18 protein-coding genes are annotated in these 20,625 nt (G+C 37.1%); 1 reads left to right on the top strand and 17 read right to left on the bottom strand.

What is annotated here, in order from left to right; translation table 11 throughout:
• Positions 1-24: 24 nt before the first annotated feature.
• The 5 genes from ME3_RS00195 to ME3_RS00215 all read right to left on the bottom strand — a co-directional run bounded on the left by ME3_RS00195 (position 25) and on the right by ME3_RS00215 (position 5,691).
• A complete protein-coding gene (locus tag ME3_RS00195; RefSeq protein WP_007475995.1) occupies positions 25-831 on the bottom strand; it encodes a 3'(2'),5'-bisphosphate nucleotidase CysQ in 807 nt (268 codons plus the stop codon).
• Complete coding sequence (locus ME3_RS00200) at positions 818-2,149, bottom strand: TldD/PmbA family protein (protein ID WP_007475996.1); 1,332 nt, start codon at positions 2,147-2,149, stop codon at positions 818-820. Before ME3_RS00200 ends, ME3_RS00195 begins: the two co-directional genes overlap by 14 nt.
• Positions 2,150-2,247: 98 nt before the next feature.
• Positions 2,248-3,081: a patatin-like phospholipase family protein gene (locus ME3_RS00205; RefSeq protein ID WP_007475997.1), complete on the bottom strand. Its 834-nt coding sequence runs from the start codon at positions 3,079-3,081 to the stop codon at positions 2,248-2,250.
• A 698-nt stretch (positions 3,082-3,779) separates the two neighbouring features.
• Positions 3,780-4,337 (bottom strand): 16S rRNA (guanine(966)-N(2))-methyltransferase RsmD, encoded by a 558-nt coding sequence (rsmD, locus tag ME3_RS00210; protein ID WP_007475999.1) that lies wholly within the window; start codon positions 4,335-4,337, stop codon positions 3,780-3,782.
• Between the two features lies 1 nt (position 4,338).
• The gene (locus ME3_RS00215; protein ID WP_039952402.1) at positions 4,339-5,691 is read right to left on the bottom strand and encodes a pseudouridine synthase; all 1,353 of its coding nucleotides are present in this window, start codon (positions 5,689-5,691) and stop codon (positions 4,339-4,341) included.
• A 273-nt stretch (positions 5,692-5,964) separates the two neighbouring features.
• On the opposite strand from ME3_RS00215, the gene ME3_RS00220 reads away from it, so the two are divergent.
• Entirely contained in the window at positions 5,965-6,450 is a 486-nt protein-coding gene (locus tag ME3_RS00220) for a nucleoside deaminase (protein WP_007476003.1), read from the top strand.
• 11 nt (positions 6,451-6,461) lie between these two features.
• Here ME3_RS00220 and ME3_RS00225 read toward each other — a convergent pair whose 3' ends face one another.
• The 12 genes from ME3_RS00225 to pstB form a co-directional block, all read right to left on the bottom strand.
• Positions 6,462-6,962, bottom strand: a complete 501-nt coding sequence (locus ME3_RS00225) for a hypothetical protein (RefSeq protein ID WP_007476005.1) — start codon at positions 6,960-6,962, stop codon at positions 6,462-6,464.
• Positions 6,963-7,146: 184 nt separating this feature from the next.
• Positions 7,147-10,083 carry an isoleucine--tRNA ligase gene (ileS, locus tag ME3_RS00230; protein ID WP_007476007.1) on the bottom strand — a complete coding sequence of 979 codons (2,937 nt, stop codon included), beginning with the start codon at positions 10,081-10,083 and terminating at the stop codon, positions 7,147-7,149.
• A gap of 251 nt (positions 10,084-10,334) precedes the next feature.
• Positions 10,335-11,210, bottom strand: coding sequence for an outer membrane protein (locus ME3_RS00235; RefSeq protein ID WP_007476009.1), 876 nt, complete (start codon positions 11,208-11,210; stop codon positions 10,335-10,337).
• A 146-nt stretch (positions 11,211-11,356) separates the two neighbouring features.
• Positions 11,357-12,178, bottom strand: coding sequence for an outer membrane protein (locus tag ME3_RS00240; RefSeq protein WP_007476011.1), 822 nt, complete (start codon positions 12,176-12,178; stop codon positions 11,357-11,359).
• An 865-nt stretch (positions 12,179-13,043) separates the two neighbouring features.
• Positions 13,044-13,376, bottom strand: a complete 333-nt coding sequence (locus ME3_RS00245) for a hypothetical protein (protein ID WP_007476013.1) — start codon at positions 13,374-13,376, stop codon at positions 13,044-13,046.
• An 816-nt stretch (positions 13,377-14,192) separates the two neighbouring features.
• The gene (locus ME3_RS00250; protein ID WP_007476015.1) at positions 14,193-14,813 is read right to left on the bottom strand and encodes a ribonuclease D; all 621 of its coding nucleotides are present in this window, start codon (positions 14,811-14,813) and stop codon (positions 14,193-14,195) included.
• Positions 14,785-16,200, bottom strand: a complete 1,416-nt coding sequence (locus tag ME3_RS00255; protein ID WP_007476017.1) for a M20/M25/M40 family metallo-hydrolase — start codon at positions 16,198-16,200, stop codon at positions 14,785-14,787. Before ME3_RS00255 ends, ME3_RS00250 begins: the two co-directional genes overlap by 29 nt.
• A 71-nt stretch (positions 16,201-16,271) precedes the next feature.
• Positions 16,272-17,147: a bifunctional DNA-formamidopyrimidine glycosylase/DNA-(apurinic or apyrimidinic site) lyase gene (mutM, locus tag ME3_RS00260; RefSeq protein WP_007476019.1), complete on the bottom strand. Its 876-nt coding sequence runs from the start codon at positions 17,145-17,147 to the stop codon at positions 16,272-16,274.
• A 212-nt stretch (positions 17,148-17,359) separates the two neighbouring features.
• On the bottom strand, positions 17,360-17,563 hold the full coding sequence (locus ME3_RS06690; protein ID WP_007476022.1) for an aminopeptidase: 204 nt from the start codon (positions 17,561-17,563) through the stop codon (positions 17,360-17,362).
• Between the two features lie 406 nt (positions 17,564-17,969).
• Positions 17,970-18,809 (bottom strand): cell wall hydrolase, encoded by an 840-nt coding sequence (locus tag ME3_RS00270; protein ID WP_039952410.1) that lies wholly within the window; start codon positions 18,807-18,809, stop codon positions 17,970-17,972.
• Between the two features lie 294 nt (positions 18,810-19,103).
• Positions 19,104-19,826 carry a phosphate signaling complex protein PhoU gene (gene phoU, locus ME3_RS00275; RefSeq protein WP_007476025.1) on the bottom strand — a complete coding sequence of 241 codons (723 nt, stop codon included), beginning with the start codon at positions 19,824-19,826 and terminating at the stop codon, positions 19,104-19,106.
• A 21-nt stretch (positions 19,827-19,847) separates the two neighbouring features.
• The gene (gene pstB, locus ME3_RS00280; RefSeq protein ID WP_007476028.1) at positions 19,848-20,606 is read right to left on the bottom strand and encodes a phosphate ABC transporter ATP-binding protein PstB; all 759 of its coding nucleotides are present in this window, start codon (positions 20,604-20,606) and stop codon (positions 19,848-19,850) included.
• Positions 20,607-20,625 lie beyond the last annotated feature (19 nt).

Raw genomic sequence — 20,625 nt, forward strand, 5'->3', positions numbered from 1 at the left:
ATTTTTAGTCTTACGTTCATTTGATTAAACTAACTTTGCTTGACGAACAACATCTATCATATTTTGACAGCAATTATTTTCACCGGCAATTAAAAAACCATATTGATAAGGCTCAATTCTATAAGAAATAAACGGTGCATCAAGTGATTTAAAACATCCACCACACTCCCGCAAAATAAGATCAGCAGCAGCGATATCCCAACCATGACAATTTGGTCGAACCAACACAAGATCGATCTCACCTTGAGCAACAAGGACAATACGATAGGCAAGAGAGGGAATGTAACGAAAAAAACTAACCTGACTTAAAAAATCACATGGTAACTTTTGAGCAACTGATTGATCAAGAGAAATTCTATATTTCCGATTAACATGAGACGCTATTAAGCGAGGTAGTTTTATACCATTTAACGTCGCTCCTTGACCAGTGACAGCAGTATAAATATCACCTTTAGCCGGACACTGCAAAACACTCACAACAGGACGCCCATTTTCAATAATGGCAACCGAAATACACCAATAAATACTGCCAGAAAGAAAACCACGCGTTCCATCAATAGGATCAACCATAAAATAGCGTTCATAAACCTGTTGTTCTTGATTATCTTCCATTTCTTCTGAAATCCAACCATAAGTCGGTCGTGCTTCAAGAAATCGTTCCCTCAAAAAGTGATCAACTGCGAAATCCGCCTCACTGACCGGTGAATTGCCATCTTTAATCCAAATTTCTTGCTCATATCCAAAATACTTCATCGCTAAATCCCCTGCTTCCCGACAAACATCAAGCAAAAGATTAAGGTCAGAATGATAATGCGCATTATTTTCCTGCAAGTGTCATTCCTTCAATTAATAATGTTGGAGAAGCTGTTGCGTAACGTCGATCAATATCAGTAGCCGGTGTTAAATGCGCTAACATATGAAGCAAATCAGAGCCCAGAGTTACTTCGCTTACTGGATAAACGATTTCACCATTTTCAATCCAAAAACCGGAAGCACCACGACTATATTGACCGGTAACAAAATCAACCCCATGTCCAAATAATTCTGTAACATAAAAACCATTTCGTAAAGCTTTGATCATATCATGAGGTGACACTGAACCTGGTTCAATAGCAAAATTAGTACTCGCTGGTTGAATAAATGATCCGGAACGTACACCATGCCCATTAGTTTCAAGCCCCAATTCACGAGCTGATGATGATGAAAGAAGCCAACTTTTTAAAACACCATTTTCAATAATATTCAATGTTTGCCCTTCTACCCCTTCACCATCAAAAGGACGAGAGGCATTTCCACGCAATCTCAAAGGCTGATCTGTTACATTGACATCAGGTTTCATCACCCTTGTCCCTTGTAAATTTTGTAGAAGGCTTGTTTTACGAGCAACCGATGCTCCATTAACCATACATGCAATATGCCCAGCAATTTCGCGAGCTACACGCGGATCAAATATAACATCAACAACCCCAGTAGCTGCACGAACTGCTCCTAAACGCCGAACTGCTCTTGATCCCGCATTTTTGCCAATAACTTCTGCGTCTTCCAAATCAGAAAAATGTAAAGAAGTTGTATAATCATAATCTCGCTCCATTGCTGTACCTTCACCAGCAAGCGCACTACAAGAACGTGAAAAATAGCTAGAACGATACCCCTCACAAAAACCATTGCTGGTTATAAGAACAAGCCCACTATTGCCGTAAGCCGTTGTGGCACCACCAGAATTGTTGACCCCTTTAACATCAAGAGCTGCTGCTTCTATTTTCAAAGCATCTTCTGTTAAAAAATGACTTTGTGGAACAAAAGCATCAAAAAGATCAAGATCTTTAGGATGAGTGACTAAATATCCTTTATCTACCAAACCTTCAAATAAATTATCAGGTGAAGCTTTAGCCATAGCAACAGCACGTTCTGCTAATTTTTCTGGATATGATACTAAATTAGCAGAAACACTGGCTAGTTTTTTCCCAACAAAAACCCTTAACGTAAAATCGTCACTTTCTGAAGCTTCTGTTGATTCAACTTTACCCAGATGAACCGATACACGAACAGACTGTGAATGGACAATAACAGCATCAGCAGCATCTGCACCAGAACGCTTTGCCGTTTCAATTAATGAAACAGCTTTATCAATTTGTTCTTCGACAGTCATTATAAGCTCCTTCAAATATTTACCATTTACAATAATGAATCATTTAACAAAATCATACAAAACATCATTTTATATACTCATAGCTAAATTATGCACTATTAATGTACCATTGAACTTTCAATTAATTGAGAAATTTCCCTCTTAGCTTTTTCACGAAAAGGCGCTAAACGTTGTAAAATCTCTTTGGCTTCAAGAAAATCCAAAATATGAATCCCATCAATAGGAGGCCGCAATAAAAGATCCAAGCTTGAAAACTGCAAACGGGCTCTAACAAGTACCTGCTGTCCTACAACACTTGCAGCAATAAGGCTTTCCGCAACTGAAATATGCCCATTTTTACAATCAACTATTGGTGGCCCGATAACATCAACACCAATTGAAAGATCAATTGGTTCAATAAAGCAATCAAAAGGTACCGGATTACAAACCGCTCCATCGACCAATAAAATATGATTACGTAAAACTGGCTTAAATAAGCCAGGAATAGCAGAGGAAGCAGCTAAAGCCGAACGCAAATCTCCCTTTTGAATAATAACCATTTCTGCTGTTTTTAGATTTGTAGCTACAGCACAAAAAGGAATTTTTAAAGCACAAAAATCTCGCGGAAAATCACGAGGTAAAAAACTCTCTAAAATAGACTCCAAATTAAATTGCAAAAAACGCAAACCGCATTCCCATAGTTCTTTCCATGAAATCGGCATCAAAGACCATAAACGACGCAGAGCATTATTTGAATGAGAAAAAGTTGAAAGGCAATAATCCTCCCAATCAGCTTGTGTCATTCCAGCAGCTAAACCAGCACCCACAATCGAACCAATAGAAGACCCAGCAATAACACTTGGCTTTAAACCCAAATCCTCAAGCGCCCCAATAACCGGAAGATGACCAAAACCACGCGCTCCCCCACTACCAAACGCTAAACCAATTTTCATTTTATTTTGCCTCTTTCACTCTGCGAGTTCTAAGAAAAATATAAAGCAACATCCTCCTTATGTTTTTGCCATCCATATTGATTAATTTTTTACTATACTGACATTACTAACGTTAGTCCTTTATTAAAATTTCCGGCGATTGATCTAGCTTGACCAAATATAATAATACTAAATTATATTTTAGCGCGTCTGTATACAACTAATCAGTAATCCCCAATCCTATATCTTCATAAACTTTGCCACAATGTCAGAAAATGCTCTTAATATTTTTGTATCATATAAAAAATTGACTACATCTTTATTACATGATTTCACTTGCTCTACCTTATACCTATCAACCATTTTTACTTTAATATGAACCATAGAAAACGCCTTATGCACTTAATGTAAGGATGTCACTATGATATATCATTGAAAATAGCGCACCTTTTTCGGAGATCGAAAGCATATTCATTTTAGCAGTAATCATTCATCATATCTACGTCTTTATAAACTATTGAAAAAATGCACTCTATAAACTAAGACAACATTTCATACACTTACTCATAATCACCGTAACATTAAATTCGGCCCACTAAAAATATCATTCAGATGTAAACTCATAAAAATTATGATTGCCTTTTAAAATACTCAGATAAATAAGTTTAAAGGTGAATCTAACCCATTATTATAAAAATGACTTTTCTCAAAGTTAAAAATTATGATTGAAGTTTATAAATACGTATGACTGTTTCACCGTAAAAGCGTTCATCCTCTAAACACAATATATCGGGTAAATTAATAACTGCCCCTTTAGTTTCTTCGAGCACAAAAAGTGCTCCAGCTTTTGCCCACCCACCTTTAAGAACTTCTATAAAAGCCTTTTCACCCAAGCAATAACCATAAGGAGGGTCTGCAAAAATAACATCAAATGGAAGCATTGTTCCAATATTACCAAGTTTAGTAGCATCACGACGTAAAATCCGCCCAATTGCTTGTAATCCAAAAGCCTCAATATTCTTCTGAATTAAACCACGCCCTTCAACTGAGTTTTCAACAAAAACAGCAGCTTTTGCACCACGTGAAAGTGCTTCAATACCTAAAGCACCAGTACCAGCAAAAAGGTCAAGAACACGCCTATTTGCCCAAAATTGTTCTTCTCGGCTAACAAGAATATTAAAAAGACTTTCGCGCGTACGGTCACTTGTCGGACGAATAAATTGACCAAGAGGAGATGATAAAATACGCCCAGCAAATTTACCACCAATAACCCGCACATCAGTCTCCAGATAACTTAAATGTTTTTATTCTATTTCTCACAGGTTTAAATTTGCTTACATTACCACTACAAAACTTACCCTTTCGCTTGCTATCTGAAAAACACTTATCATAATCGCCCTTGATAATTTTTCCCGGCTTCTTAAAAGACTGACCTTCTTTGCCAGAAGCACGTGTTATATCATAAGGTATTTTGTTGTGTTCTTTATTAAAATTAATGGATTTCTCTTTTCGTGATTGGTCTTCTAGTGATTTTTCTTTTTCTCTACCTGAAAATCTTTTACCAACATAATCACTTGCATAACTGCCTTCATTATAGCAAAACTTTTTACGCTCAACCTGTGGACGTGCACCAGGAGCCATCCAAACATTACAACGACGTGAACGTAGCGGCAAATTCTTTGTTTTACCCACAGATTGTTCATCAGATTTCGTATTCAATTGTGTTCGACGATATTTAGAAAAGCCACTTTGCTTTTCACGCCGTGTGTCATTTGCACGAGAGACAGTTCCACTATCATCTGCTAAAAAAAGCTTTTTATTGTTCTGTTTTTTTACAGAAACCACAGAATTTGAAAATGGTTTAAGAATAGGAGAATCAAAATCTGCATTGGCTTGCGCAATCAAACGTTCACCTAATTGATCACGCAACACCCGGCCTCTTAACTCACGAACCGCCCCTTTTTCTAAATCAGCGAGTTGAAATGGACCATAAGATATACGAATTAAACGATTAACCGATAACCCTAACGCTCCTAAAACATTTTTAATTTCACGATTTTTTCCTTCACGCAAGGCCACAGAAAGCCATATATTCGCCCCCTGCTCACGTTCAATTGATGCTTCAATCGAACCATAAAAAATACCTTTAATCGCAATACCATTTTTAAGGCTATCAAGTTTACTCTGTTTAATTTTTCCGTGGGCACGCACTCGATATTTTCGCATCCATCCCGTTATAGGGAGCTCTAATATACGCGCTAAACCACCATCATTAGTCAATAATAAAAGCCCTTCTGTATTAATATCAAGCCGACCCACAGATAAAACACGGGGCATTTCTTTCGGCAAATTGTCAAATACTGTTGGTCTTCCCTCAGGATCACGATTAGTTGTAACAAATCCTGCCGGTTTGTGGTAAAGCCATAACCGTGTTCTTTCCACAGGTGGCAAAGATTTGCCATCAACTGTAATAACATCAGAACGCGTAACATTAAAAACAGGCGTAGTTACAACTGCCCCATTAACAACAACACGCCCCGCAATAATCATCATTTCCGCATCACGACGCGATGCTACACCAGCACGTGCTAATCTTTTAGCAATCCGCTCACTTTCACTGTTTTCATCTATTTTCTTTTTATTTTGCTTCCCCTCAAATCGTTTAGAAAATTTATCACGTGTATCATATCGTTTATTCTGAAAAGAGGGAGTAGTATTATCGTTCATCATTTTCTATCCTTTAACAGCAACAATATGCACCTATTTACTTTCAAATTAACTGTAGACACTTTTAAATAAATGATAAAATTCTTTTATCATAAATTTAAGTATAAGACGTTCAATTACTTCACAGCAAACTTCTATAACTATTTGATTACCTATTCTCTACATAGAAAGAAAAATATGTCTCTTACTCCTATGGAAATAGCCCTTTTAGAAGCACAATTGGCAGCAAAGCAAGACGAAATCCCTGTAGGTGCTGTCATCATGTGTGGTAAAACAATCATTGCACGTGTTGGAAACTACACAAAAACTGCATGCGACCCTACAGGACATGCAGAAATACGCGCTATTCGTATAGCTTGTAAAATGCTCCAAAGCGAAAGAATTCCTGATTGCGATCTCTATGTAACACTCGAACCTTGCGCTATGTGCGCTGCAGCCATTTCATTTGCACGCATACGACGCCTCTATTACGCAACAAGCGACCCAAAAGGCGGTGCTATTGAACACGGTCCGCGCTTTTATCAACAGCCAACTTGCCATCATATACCTGAGGTCTACTCTGGTTTCAAAGAAAAAAAAGCAAGCTACTTGCTTAAAGAATTCTTTGCTCAAAAGCGAAATCAAAAACACACTTTATTTTCGCCTCAAACACCTACTCTTTAGGCAATAACCCTTTAAAAAGGCCACAAGCTCTTCTTGTCACCAGATTTTGCTTTTCTTGCAGCACGTTTCCTCTTACGCTCTTTCACTGATTCATCCTGCCCCTTTTGACCAACAGGTGCTGTTTTTGCTGGTTGGCGATAAATTAAAGGTGGTTCACTAAGATCTCTCTGGTAATTTACGTATCCCTCACCTGCTGCTTGACGACTGAATAAAGATTTCTTACGTCGTTTTTTCACATTCACCTGTGGCGTGTCTCCTACATTATCTGCTTGAGGCGGAGGTAAAACTGCCTGCGAATTTGGCTCGGGATACACAAGCTGAGGGCGCTGTTTCATAACAGGCTGATTATTATCTGTTGAGCTAGATGGAACAAGACTCACAATATCATCAATAAATTGCAATGAAACTACCTTATCTGTCCCATAAGTAGGAGCAGGTACACGACACCCTGTCAAAATAAAGCATACACCAAAGGTGCTTATTAACATTATTTTGACTTCACGCTTTTTCACTGCTTATCCATTTTTCAAACGCATAATTATTTATATCAATTATGATTGACTAGAGACTAGTTATCTATATATAAACTTGCCTATCTGTAGATATAATGATGTGCTTTGCACTTAACATAAAAGACCCTCCTCAGCAATGACAGAATTCACATAATAAAAAGCTTTTGAATACTGTTTACTTCAATTACTCTAACTTAAAGCCTTTGCAATTTTTGTCAAGTTCCTGCAATTCCCGCAAAGCAGCCGCATCACGAGCACAGACATCAGGATAAGCTGGATCACTTCCAACATCTTGTGTATAACGCCATGATCTGGCGCATTTTGTACCTAAAGCCTTATTTGAACATACACCAACCCCTTCAACATCATTTAAAACAAAAGCATTTGAAGGCGGTATATCCTGAATAATCGTTAGAGCACTGGTAATACAAATTTCCGCCATATCTAAATTGTCTAACGCTTCCAATAAAACTGGATTAGAAATAAAGACAACAGGCGCTGCTTCTAAAGATGATCCAATACGTTTTTCTGCCCGTTCAAGCTCTAAAGCACCGGTAACAACTTTCCGAACTTGCCGAACTTTTTTCCAACGCTCAGCTAATGCTTCATTCTTCCACTCTTCTGGAGCAGAACGAAATTGCTCTAAATGCACTGAACAACTTTCTGGATAACGCTCCAACCACGCCTCTTCCATTGTAAAAGGCAACATAGGAGCAAGCCATGTTACCATCCGTTCAAAAATCTCACGGATAACCTGTAAAGAAGCTTTACGTTTTTTTGATGAAGGCGCATCACAGTAAAGCGAATCTTTGCGGATATCAAAATAAAATGCAGATAACTCAATAATCGAAAAATCCAACAATGCACGCATAATTTTTTTAAAATCAAACACATCGTAAGATTGATTAATCAATTGATCCAGCTCATAAAGTCGATGCAGTATGAACTTTTCAAGATCCGGCATAGCACAATAAGGTACTTCTTCCTCTGTATCATGCGCTAAAGTTCCAAGCATCCAACGAATTGCATTACGCAATTTACGATACAAATCCACATTTGTCTGGAGGATCTTTTTGCCTAAACGTTGATCTTCCCAATAATCAGTCGTCATCACCCAAAGACGAAAAATATCAGCGCCAAAGGTCTTAATAACATCTTGTGGAACAACTGTATTCCCCAAAGATTTAGACATTTTTTTGCCATTTTCATCTAGAGTAAAACCATGTGTAATCACCGTTTTATAAGGTGAGCAAGCACGTGTCCCACAACTTTCCAAAAGAGAAGACTGAAACCAACCACGATGCTGATCTGAGCCTTCAAAATAAACATCAGCAGGCCATTTTAAATCAGCACGTCCTTCTAACACAAAACTATGAGTTACCCCAGAATCAAACCAAACATCTAAAATATCACGTACCTGGTGCCAAGACTCATGCGCACGTTCACCCAAAAAACGTTCACGTGCTCCTTGTGCAAACCACGCATCTGCTCCTTCCGCTTTAAAAGCCTGTAAAATACGTTCATTGACTTGTTCATCTTTAAGAATAACACCATCTTCATTAGCAAAAATACAAATCGGGACTCCCCAAGCTCGTTGACGAGAAAGTACCCAATCAGGGCGATCTGCTATCATAGAAGCTAAACGATTTTGACCAGAAGATGGAACAAAACGTGTCGTTGAAATAGCTTCTAAAGCTCGGCTGCGTAAAGTTGAACCATCACCCAGATCTTTATCCATTGAGATAAACCATTGTGGTGTATTGCGAAAAATTACTGGTTTTTTGGAACGCCAACTATGAGGATATGAATGCTTTAAACGACCACGTGCAAATAATCGATCCGCTTGAATTAAAGCGTCAATAACCTCTTTATTTGCATTCCCCATTTTACCATTATCATCAATAATGCGTGCAGCCCCCTCTTTACGCTCTGGCCCAAAACCAGGTGCATCTTTTGTATAAAAACCAGCATCATCAACGGGAAAGGGAATAGCCGTATCGATACCAGCTTGCTCCAATGCAGATTTATAACTATTCCAAATCTCAAAATCCTCGCGTCCATGGCTAGGCGCTGTATGGACAAAACCTGTACCAGAACTATCCGTTACATGAGGGCCATCAAGTATCGGGACTTTATAGAGATACCCCCCAGCTAAACCTCTCAATGGGTGGGAAAGAACTAGAGATTTAAGTTCATCATCCAAAACAGAGCGCAAACGTTTAAGAATAAGTTTTGCTTTTTTGGCACAACTATCAGCCAAAGCATCAGCAAATAAAAGTTTTTCACCAGCTTGAGGACCAAAAGCATTTTCTGTGCTTTCCACCTCATAAACACCATAAGAAATCTTCGAAGCATAGCTAACAGCGCGGCTCCCAGGAATTGTCCATGGTGTTGTTGTCCAAATTACCACAAAAGCATCGCGTAAATCATGAGCAGAAGAGTGTAAAATAGGATATTTAACCCAGATAACTTCAGACTCATGATCGTGATATTCAATCTCTGCCTCAGCTAAAGCCGTGCGTTCTACTACAGACCACATCACAGGCTTTGAACCACAATAAAGCTGATCTGACATAGCAAATTTTATCAATTCACTAGCAATACATGCTTCCGCGTGAAAAGCCATTGTTGTGTAAGGATTTTTAAAATCTCCAATAATACCAAGACGTTTAAATTCTTCACTCTGAATAGTGATCCAATATTGTGCAAATTCACGACATTCTTGACGAAACTCGTTAAGGGGGACATCATCTTTATTTCTCCCCTGTGCACGGTATTTTTCTTCAACTTTCCATTCAATCGGAAGCCCATGACAGTCCCACCCAGGGACATAATTTGCATTAAAACCACGCATTTGAAATGAACGCACAATAACATCTTTTAAAACTTTGTTTAAAGCATGCCCAATATGAATATTGCCATTTGCATAAGGTGGGCCATCATGAACAACATATAGCCGATGGTCTTTTGCTTGTTGACGCAAGCGAGTATAAAGGTCCATCTTTTCCCACCGAGCCATTAATTCCTGCTCTTTTTGCGGCAGCCCAGCGCGCATAGGAAAATTTGTTTTTGGTAAATAAAGAGTCTTTGAGTAGTCTATTGTTTCATTTTTCACAGTCATTGTGAAACGTTCCTGTCCACTTTTATGATTTTATTTTTCATAATTCCCCTAAACCCTGCAACCATGGTTGTTTAATTTATGCGGAAGGTCGAATCAATAATTCGTATGAAGCAACGATTAAGAAGAAAATATCATCACGCGTCAGGGCTTTATCATAAAACCAGCAAAAAAAGAAACCCCAAAATAAAATTCTCAAAAAATAAAGGCTCCGCCAAAGACAGAGCCTTTAAAAAATTAAATCTTACAACAAATTAGAATTTGTATGCTACACCAACGCGGAAATCATTGGTCTTAAGATCAACTTCAACTTTGTCATTAACAAATGTCTTCTTACCAAAGTCTGAATAACGATACTCTGCACGTAACAGAACACTGTCAGTCATTGCAAAATCAACACCGGCACCAAGAGTGTATCCAACTAATGTTTTTGAACCTGATAAATTTTCATCAACTGTCTCTGTGCTCTCCGTATTAGCTTTATTATCTTTTGCTGCAACTGAAGCTTTAATCTGAGAATAAGCAACACCCCCAGCAACATAAGGCATAACACGATCAAAGGCAGCACCAAGACGAACCCGTGTAGCACCAGACCATTTATCGCTAAAAGTTACACTTCTAGTTACATTTCCTTGGTTACCTTCTACTCCTTGGTTACCTTGGTTACCTTCTGGCAAAACAAGGGCAGGATCTCCAGTATCTATTACAGCCCGCACTTCTTTACTATCAGTCTGAGACAAAGTATAGTCTTTTGATGCTTTAGCTTTTTCTCCAGACCAAACGATGTCTGTGTCAACACCTAAAACAAAGCCATTGCCAAAATCAACGTTAGAACCCGCGTAAAGGCCCCCTACAAAACCTGAAAACTTAGGAAATGCCTTACCGTTAACAATAATGTCATCAGTCCCTTTAGGTACGTTACTATAAGTTCCTTTCGATTTGCTCTCACTTGAAAAGCCACCGATCTGACCACCAAGGTAAAAACCTGTCCAAGAAAAAGCAGGAGCAACAACAACTTGTGGTAACATTGTTGTTGTTGGTCTTTCCTGAACTGGCATATCTGCTGCTTGAACTGCAGAAGCTGAAACTAAAGCGAAAATAGACGCTGTTATTACACATTTCATATTCATAATCTACTCCATAGCTAATGTGTGAATATGAAGCTTATATAAACTACTTTCGCTAAATATCTGTAGTAAAAAAGACACACCCTTTAATTAAACGCTGAGAGCGCTATTAAAAATAGAATTCTTCATCAATTAATCTTAATAAAAGATTACAATAATTTGTATGCCACACCCACACGAAAATCATGGGTTTTATAACTAACGTCTATGGGATTCTCCATAAATTTCCTTTTACCAAAATCTGAATAACGATATTCTCCACGAAGAATAACATTATCACTTACTGCAAAATTAACCCCCGCACCAAGAGTATAACCAATCATCGTCTTTTTTTCTGCCATTAAATTTAAAGGATTAGCTGAATTGATTAAAAACCAAGGAATGATTTGAAGCTTTGTGTAAGCAATACCGCCGGCAATATAAGGCATAATACGATCAGCAGCAAAACCAATACGAATCCGTGCGGCGCCAGCCCATTTCTCTTTACGAGTGGTATTATAAGTTACCTCCTCACCCACTTTAACCGAGCCAGATTTTTTGTGCCCAAAACGACTAACGAGTGCGTTATGTACAAGAGCTGATTGATCACCAACAGCCATCCGCTTACCAAATTGTATATTTTTTTGGTTAGACCAAACAATGTCTGTATCAACGCTTAAGATAAGACCATTGTCGAGCCTAAGGTTGGACCCTACATAAAAACCACCTATAAAACCTGCAAGATTATGCTTATCACTCGAAACCGCTTGAGATTTTTTACTAACAGTATTTTTACCAGAAATAACACGAGGACTTACAGAAAGTTTACCCAACGCCCCACCAATTTGTCCCCCCAAATACAAACCTTCCCAAGAAAAAGTAGAAGTAAAAAAAACTGGTATTGGCTCTTGAATAACCATATAACCCGATGCTCGCACAACAGAAACTGAAGCCACGGTAAGAGCACATATAATAATAAGGCATCTTATCATAGATTGATCTCCACAATATGATTCAAAATGTATTTTATAATATTTTATTTCAATTATCTATAGAAAAATAATTCTCTACTCTTCATTAGCAAAATAATACGTATCGCGGAAATAAGTCTGATACGTTATTTATTTAATTACATTAATAAAATCAAATCAGAAATTTGCCAACAACAGCTTAATCTAAAAAGATAGCAATATAATAATAGAAAGCTGTTGATAGAATAAAATGCGACAAGCCACCCAACTAATTAAGACCATAAACAATAAATTCAGTATCTTGTTAAAGACATAACAAATTTTATATGCTTGAAATATTATATAGCATTGTATTATACCGTTATCTACATCCTTATATTATCTAATAAATCTTTTCCTGACATTCCATTAAATCTATTCACTACAATACTGAACTTCTCTCTTAAAATAGGTAGGATAATAAATAACTACTGGCTCTTAAAATAAGTGCACCATCAAAAATAAAGACAAAATTTCTTTAACGATTTCAATAAAATGAAATTTATAAGTTACAATAGCTCAATAACTGTATAACGAATCGTAAATTTAAGCTTCTGTTCAAGAGTCTACCAAAACCAAATGTCTAATTCATACAAATAACAACTGTTAAGAATCATCACCATTATCATCTAGCAAAACGTAAAATAAATAGTGTCTCGTGTACCATCTATTAATAACCAGAAATAACCGATCATTTATTTTTACTGATTGACTAAAATTAAATGATACTCCGAAGCCCCATATAGCTAATAACATAACAACATCAGATAAAGCATAAACAACGCACACACACTCCGCCTATTTGTGTGATTTTCTTAAAATGTCATAAAAACCACTTAACTATTAACTAATAACTAAACGAGTGTCTTCTAAACCATATTGAACGCTGTGATTTTCTATTTTGTCTCAAATTTAGTCTGCTTTGACTGCTCCTAGTTAAAGAAACTGTATATCTCTGCCCATAATTCGTTGTCCATTTGTTTTGATCAGTACAAGAAATATTTAAAAAAGCATTATTCACAGAATCACTATCCTGCTCACCAAAATACAAATCTGTAGAAGCAAAAGTAGTAGCAACATCTAGCGCCAATCCTTTCATAGCCATAAGATTAGCTCCCTGAACTGAAGAATTTGAACTCACAATGAAAAGTATTATAACCCCGAAACGTTTTATATTCATAGATTGATCTCCACACAAAATATCCAAAACAGATTTTATATATAATCACTCCACCCCAAATATCCATAGAACAATAAGAAAAAAATGAAAGCTCCATCAAAAAAGAGCCTTTTACAATACCCCCCCCATAATAAAGATTGTACATGCCGATACTAAAAAAGCATCGGTTTTACAACCAATTTAAAGCTTGCTTTTTGTAAGTTTTTTTTCTGAAAATTTAATACTAATCTTTTGTACGGGACGATAATTTTGTCGGTTACTGAATATTTAACACCAGTACCAAAGGATATAACCAAGCAACATCTTTATATCCACCCATTACTCACAATGGACTTATGGTGCCTTTACTGTATCTCAAATAAAACAATTACTTGAAACAAGCAGATAACTACGCCCTTGCGAAATTAGGACCTAATACATGATTAGAAATAAATAAAGTTATACACAAATTTTCTAGCACACTTCTCTAGAAAAAGTACCACTATAGCCATAGTACCCAAAATAACTTTCGGAAATACTTATATCTGACCTTCAATAGATTTAACAGCCCCTACTTCCTATCTACTATTATATCCTATAAACCTGTTTTGTATCTTTTAATCTTATTAAATTAAAGGGAAAAACTATAATAAAAAGGGTACATACTTATTGATATAAGCTTTTCAAATCAAATAAATTGATTATAAAAATCACTCTATTAAAATTTTTTATCAGTAGCACATGAAAAAGTAAACAAACAAAAAATGCCCCTGAAATATAGGCGTTTTATTACACTAACAAACTTTTTCTGCTTAGATTAAAAACAAATTTTTAAACTCAGCTATGTGCAAAAATATCAGTCTCTGGCCATCCCAAAAGATCGAGTTTTGCTCTCGTCGGTAAAAATTGAAAACACGCTTTTGCAACATTTTCTCGCTTTTCACGCTTTAAACGTGTTTCAAACACACTTTTCAAACGATGTAGATATAAAACATCAGATGCTGCATATTCAATTTGTGCACGCGACAAAGTTTCTGTCGCCCAATCTGAGGATTGTTGCTGTTTAGAAATATTAATATTCAGCAATTCGCTACAAATCTCCTTCAAACCATGACGATCCGTATAAGTACGTGTAAGCTTTGATGCAATCTTTGTACAAAAAATGACATCCGGCATAACTCCAAAAGTATGTGCCAAAATAGCAAGATCAAAACGCCCAAAATGGAATATTTTGGTAATTGCATTATCTTCAAGCAACTTAACCAAATTAGGAGCGCTATTTTGCCCTTTAGCAATCTGTATAATATCAGCAGTGCCATCCCCAGAAGAAAGCTGAACAACACACAAACGATCACGATACGGTTGTAACCCTAAAGTCTCAGTATCAACCGCAATAGCATCAACGTGATAATTGTCTAAGTTCGGCAAATCACCTTGATGAACACGAATTTCTGTCATTTATTCTCCTATTTGCAAAAGTTTCAAGAATACGCACCCAAGACCGCTGTCCTTTATGAAACGACTTTAAATTATATTTTTCATTAGGTGAATGAGCCCCATCATCAGCTAATGCGAACCCAACCAAAATGCTTTCTACACCAAGAATTGATCGAAAGCTTTCGACAATTGGAATCGAACCACCCATAGCAATTAATAAAGCAGACTTCTCCCATTCTTGGGTTAAAGCATCCTTTGCTGCTTCAACAAAAGGTGAATCAGGAGATAACTGAATAGCTGGAGCAGCACTATGATCTTTAAATGTAACCGTACAATCTGCCGGAATAAGGCTATTTACATAATTACGAAAAGCCTGACGTATTTTTTCAGGATCTTGTTTATGAACCAAGCGAAAAGAAACTTTTGCACTAGCTTGAGAAGGAATAACCGTTTTAAACCCTTCACCTGCATAGCCCCCACTAATACCATTGATTTCCGCTGTAGGACGAGCCCATACTTGTTCTAGAATACTACGCCCCTTTTCGCCAGCAGGAATAGAAAGACCAAAAGGACGCAGCAGTGCCTGTGCACTACCACTAAGTTCATTCCATGATTGTAAAACTTGTGGAGGTGTTTCTTCTACACCATCATAAAATCCAGGAAGCGTCACCCTACTATTTTCATCATGAAGCCCAGCTAAAATTTTAGCTAAAATACGAAGAGGATTGGCTGCAGCCCCTCCAAAACCACCAGAATGTAAATCACGATTAGCTCCCGTAACAATGACTTCTTGTGATAACATTCCTCGAAGACCAATACAAACTGAGGGGGTATTTGCATCCCACATTGGTGTATCACAAACCAACATACAATCAGCCTTAAGCTCATCAGCATTTGCTTTTAAAAAAGGAATAAGTGAAGGAGAGCCACTTTCTTCCTCACCCTCAAATAAAACAGTTACCTTAACAGGAAGCTGGCCTGTTTCTTTTTTAAACGCACGACATGCTTCAACAAAAGTCATAAGCTGGCCTTTATCATCTGAAGCACCACGAGCACAAATAATCTTTTCTCCATTCCGTTCTTTTAAAGAAGGTTTAAATGGGTCATCGTTCCATAAATTTAAGGGATCAACTGGTTGAACATCATAATGCCCATAAAATAGAACATGCAAACAATCATCCGAAGGCCCTGGATGATGCCCAACAACCATCGGGTGGCCAGGTGTATCACGGCGTGAAGCTTCAAAACCTATAGTTTTTAAATCCTCCACCAACCAATCAGCTGCTTGACGGCACGCATCCTTATAAGCTGGATCTGTAGAAATTGAATGAAAACGTAAAAGAGAAAAAAGACGTTCAAGACTCTTATCTATATTTTCATCAAGATGTGTAAGCACTTTATCAAGCATAAAAATTTCTCCATTCTAATGAAAGCCTTTCACGACTTTAAGCTTGTTGTAAGATTTTGCAAGATGTTTATTTATTTTTGACAGTTTGGACAGTAAAAACTTGAACGCCCAGCTTGCGAAATGCGCACAATAGGCACCCCACATTGCAAACATGCCTTTCCTTCTCGTCCATAAACCGAAAAATTGTGTTGAAAATAACCAAGTGAACCATCTGTATGCACATAATCACGTAAAGAAGACCCACCAGCAATAATCGCTTCAGAAATCACATCACATATATTTTGTGCTAGACAATTTGCAAATTTGTGTGCACGCGCACTCTTTAATGCTAATGTAAATGCACTACGCTGTGGAGATAAACGGCTACGCCAAAGCGCTTCGCAAACATAAATATTCCCAAGTCCTGCAATAATAGACTGATCAAGCAAAGTCGTTTTAAGAGACGTTTTCTTATTGATAAAAGCCTTTTGCAAATAAGAACCAGAAAGTGTATCTCCCATAGGCTCAACCCCTAATTTCTTTAAAAGCGGGTGCTCATAAAGCCTTATTGTGTCTGCTAAAAGCATAAAACCAAAACGACGAATATCATTATAAATGATACGGTAAACGTTACTGTCTTTTACTCTAACGTCCATTGTAAAATGATCATGTGCAACTAATTTGCCCATAAAAGCGTACTCTTTTCTTAAAAGCCCATCTTCTATGCGCCACGTTCCTGACATTCCCATATGACTTAAAATTGTTTCATTTTGCGAAAGATGAAACAATAAATATTTTGCACGCCGATCAAGTTTTATGATCTTTCTGCCCACAAGCTTCTTAGAAAACTCTTCCGGAAAAGGAAATCGCAAATTTTTACGATTAAGCGTCACAGATATAATCTCTGCACCAATCAAAACTGGTTCAAGCCCACGACGAACTGTTTCTACTTCAGGAAGCTCCGGCATTCATCTCTCTAATACATGACGCATCTTCAGATAAAATACTCTTAAAATTCATCATATTAACTCAATTTCCCCTAACGAAACACTAGGACCCACCATGCTAATTTGAGTAAAACTATCTATGTTGATTACCCCTTCCCAATTACCCAATCAATATAAAGCATATTTTTACAGCTAAATATATTGCAATCTTTTTCACTACAAACAATGCGCTACTAAAAAGCATTTGAAAGAACATTCTCTAAAGCAATGTAACGTGCAGCATTTTCATCAAACAAAGTATTATAAAAAACCAAACCTCTCCTTAAAATAAGCAAAGAATGCAAAACAAAAGCAATCTCATTCAATAAATTACCTTTCCCATTATTTTGAATAATTTTCTGACTTATCGAAGCATGTGCGTCAACAATATATTTCACCTCAAAACGTACTTAACATTAATAATCAATACTCCTTGATAGGAAAGCAGTCTCATTGAACGTATAAAATTTTTAATCTTATAAATATGAGGAGAGTTTTAACACTTCCTCAACTGAAATATGAAGATTATAAATAACGCTATTTTGCGTGATAGAAGCCTCTCCATTCCTTTTAACCCATCTGCTAAACGAGCAATTAAATCAGTATCTAACTCTGCAAACGCAAAGCAACAAAATGCTCTTCATTAAACCATAATCAAAATAGTTAGAATAAGACCTCGTCGTTCTCGTAACTTAAACTGCATTTTATACTGTAACTTGTGCAAAACGATAAAGCATTTCACGCAAAATTACCGTATAAATGCTACAATACATCATTTACAGCCCTTTTAAATTATGAAAAAAATTACCGGGCTCTGTATTGTTTTTCTAACATTGCAACAACTGTATTTAACTTATCCAATGATGGCGCAGTATATGCTATAACTGGCGTAGTTTCCTGTGTCTTAGCAATACGATTAGGTGCAGGTGTAGGAATAGGGATCATGTCAGGTTGTGTAACAACAAAAGGCACAGAATTAACTTGCGCAACTTCTATTGAAGCAGATGCTATTTGTATTTCTTCTACTTTTGTTCCCTTGTTCTTTAAGCCCATATCTATGAAATTTGGTACATCACCCTGATCTTGGGCAAAAGCAAAAGCAACATTATAAGGGCGATCATTAACAGGAACTTGAAGTGATCCATCACGCGCCCGCTTCTCATAAAAAGCATTGCCTCCGGCAACACGAACATAGTACATATTCTTATAAGGAAAAGATAACCCAGCGGTATGAAAAAACATAGCGTTTTTACTCTTCTTATCCCGTTCACCACGTAAAACAGCATCTGCAGCCTCTTTAACGCGAGCAACAGATGCTTTCTCAGTCATAGGACGTGTTAAAACACCAGGAGCAAATTGTTTGGGTTGACCAACGACCCCGCAAATCGTTTTCGGATAGGCACTTGAATTAACACGGTTCATAACGACCGTTCCGACTGCAATCATTCCCTCACGGCTTGAACGATTTGATTCAAAATACATCGCACGCATAAGACATTGACGCTCTGTCAACGAAGGTGTCGTCACTTTAGTGACCTGATTATTGGGTACCTTCTTAATGTTTAAATGATTTGATGTGCAACCCACAGTAACTAGCAGTATTATAGAAACAGTGACATGTACAATCCATCGATTTTTTTTTATTTTATACAGTAGATTCATATGTTTTCAAAATATTCAAATTTTAAATATGCAATTAAATAACACTATACCGTTAATTATTTACCTATTAGTAAACCTCTAACATATAATAAGGCACTAAAAGAGATTTACACGAAAAAATAATAAGAAAATCTTAATTTAAAAGCACATCTTATTTCTTTAACTATACAAATCAATCAATCTTTCCATTTTTTATCATTCAATGTACTTACTGATCTGCATATCTAAGGCTAGATTATTCATTAATATCATACTTTGCAAACATGATTCAAAACTTCAATCTGCTTTCTTATCACCTACTCCAACTGTATACGTAAGATCATCACGAGGACGATCAAAAGACATATGATGACCCGTTATAATATAATACAGCGTTTCAGCAATATTGGTAACATGATCACCAATCCGTTCAATACTCTTTACACAAAAAAGCAAATGCGTACAAACCGCAATATTATGTATATCTTCTGTCATATAATTCAAAAGCTCACGAAAAAGAGAAGTATATAAAGCATCAATTTCATTATCACGCTCGCGTACCACATCAATACGATCTAACAAGCGCTTAGTATAAGCGTCCAGCACTTCCTTTAACTGATTGAGCGCCAAAATTGTAATCGTTTCAAGTTTACAGTAAAAAGCCTCAGGTTGGCGTATTTCTGAAATAGCAGCTGCTCGTTTGGCAATATTTTTTGCCATATCTCCAATTCGCTCAAGATCAGAAGAAATGCGAATAGCACCAACAATTTCACGCAAATCAACAGCCATCGGTTGGCGTTTACAAATAATAGTAATTGCTTTTTCATCAATGTCGCGTTCTGCTTCATCCAAAAATAAATCATCAGCAATAACCGCAGTAGCAAGCTGAAAATCATCATGAATAATTGATGCTATAGAGCGCTCGATCATTCTTTCTGCGCAACCACCCATTTCCACAATCTTTTCTGCCAAATATTTTAACTCTGCATCATAAGAACGGACAGTATGGCTTGTAGGCATATTTTATACTCCTAAATTAACTTACCCAAAACGCCCTGTAATATAGTCTTGCGTACGTTGTTCCTTTGGTGAAGTAAATATTACTTCAGTTTCATCAACTTCCACCAAATGCCCCAAATGAAACATAGCCGTGTATTGAGAAACACGTGCAGCTTGCTGCATTGAATGTGTCACAATGACGATTGTGTAATCTTGTCGTAACGAATCGATAAGCTCTTCAATACGTGCCGTTGCAATCGGATCAAGAGCTGAACACGGTTCATCCATTAAGATAACTTCAGGATTCACAGCAATAGCACGCGCAATACACAAACGTTGTTGCTGCCCTCCTGACAAACTTGTTCCTGGTCCATGGAGACGATCTTTAACTTCGTCGAACAATCCTGCTTGCATCAAACTTTTTTCAACCACATCATGCAATTCAGTACGTGATTTTACTAAACCATGAATACGTGGTCCATAAGCAACATTGTCAAAAATAGATTTTGGAAAAGGATTAGGCTTTTGAAAGACCATCCCCACACGTGCTCGTAATTCTACAACATCAATGTGCGAATCATAAATATCTTTCTCATCTAAAGTAATCAAACCTGTTATTTTAGCACCTTCAATCGTATCATTCATACGATTAAAACAACGTAAAAAAGTTGACTTTCCGCAGCCTGAAGGGCCGATTAACGCAGTAACTTGATGCTCAGGGATATCAAGAGTAATACCATGGAGCGCTTCTTTACCTCCATAAAAAACCTTAACATCTTGACCGCGCATTTTGACCTTCATTGTAGACCTAACCTTATCT

It is taken from the genome of Bartonella melophagi K-2C, from assembly GCF_000278255.1.
In the GTDB taxonomy this organism is placed as follows: Bacteria; Pseudomonadota; Alphaproteobacteria; order Rhizobiales; family Rhizobiaceae; genus Bartonella; species Bartonella melophagi.

Coding starts and splice junctions, on each gene's coding strand:
- ME3_RS00220 (WP_007476003.1), top strand. CDS start 5,965: ATGTCTCTTACTCCTATGGAAATAGCCCTTTTAGAAGCACAATTGGCA.
- ME3_RS00255 (WP_007476017.1), bottom strand. CDS start 16,200: ATGCTTGATAAAGTGCTTACACATCTTGATGAAAATATAGATAAGAGT.
- mutM (WP_007476019.1), bottom strand. CDS start 17,147: ATGCCGGAGCTTCCTGAAGTAGAAACAGTTCGTCGTGGGCTTGAACCA.
- ileS (WP_007476007.1), bottom strand. CDS start 10,083: ATGACTGTGAAAAATGAAACAATAGACTACTCAAAGACTCTTTATTTA.
- ME3_RS00235 (WP_007476009.1), bottom strand. CDS start 11,210: ATGAATATGAAATGTGTAATAACAGCGTCTATTTTCGCTTTAGTTTCA.
- phoU (WP_007476025.1), bottom strand. CDS start 19,826: ATGCCTACAAGCCATACTGTCCGTTCTTATGATGCAGAGTTAAAATAT.
- ME3_RS00250 (WP_007476015.1), bottom strand. CDS start 14,813: ATGACAGAAATTCGTGTTCATCAAGGTGATTTGCCGAACTTAGACAAT.
- pstB (WP_007476028.1), bottom strand. CDS start 20,606: ATGAAGGTCAAAATGCGCGGTCAAGATGTTAAGGTTTTTTATGGAGGT.
- ME3_RS00245 (WP_007476013.1), bottom strand. CDS start 13,376: ATGAATATAAAACGTTTCGGGGTTATAATACTTTTCATTGTGAGTTCA.
- ME3_RS00240 (WP_007476011.1), bottom strand. CDS start 12,178: ATGATAAGATGCCTTATTATTATATGTGCTCTTACCGTGGCTTCAGTT.
- ME3_RS00200 (WP_007475996.1), bottom strand. CDS start 2,149: ATGACTGTCGAAGAACAAATTGATAAAGCTGTTTCATTAATTGAAACG.
- ME3_RS00205 (WP_007475997.1), bottom strand. CDS start 3,081: ATGAAAATTGGTTTAGCGTTTGGTAGTGGGGGAGCGCGTGGTTTTGGT.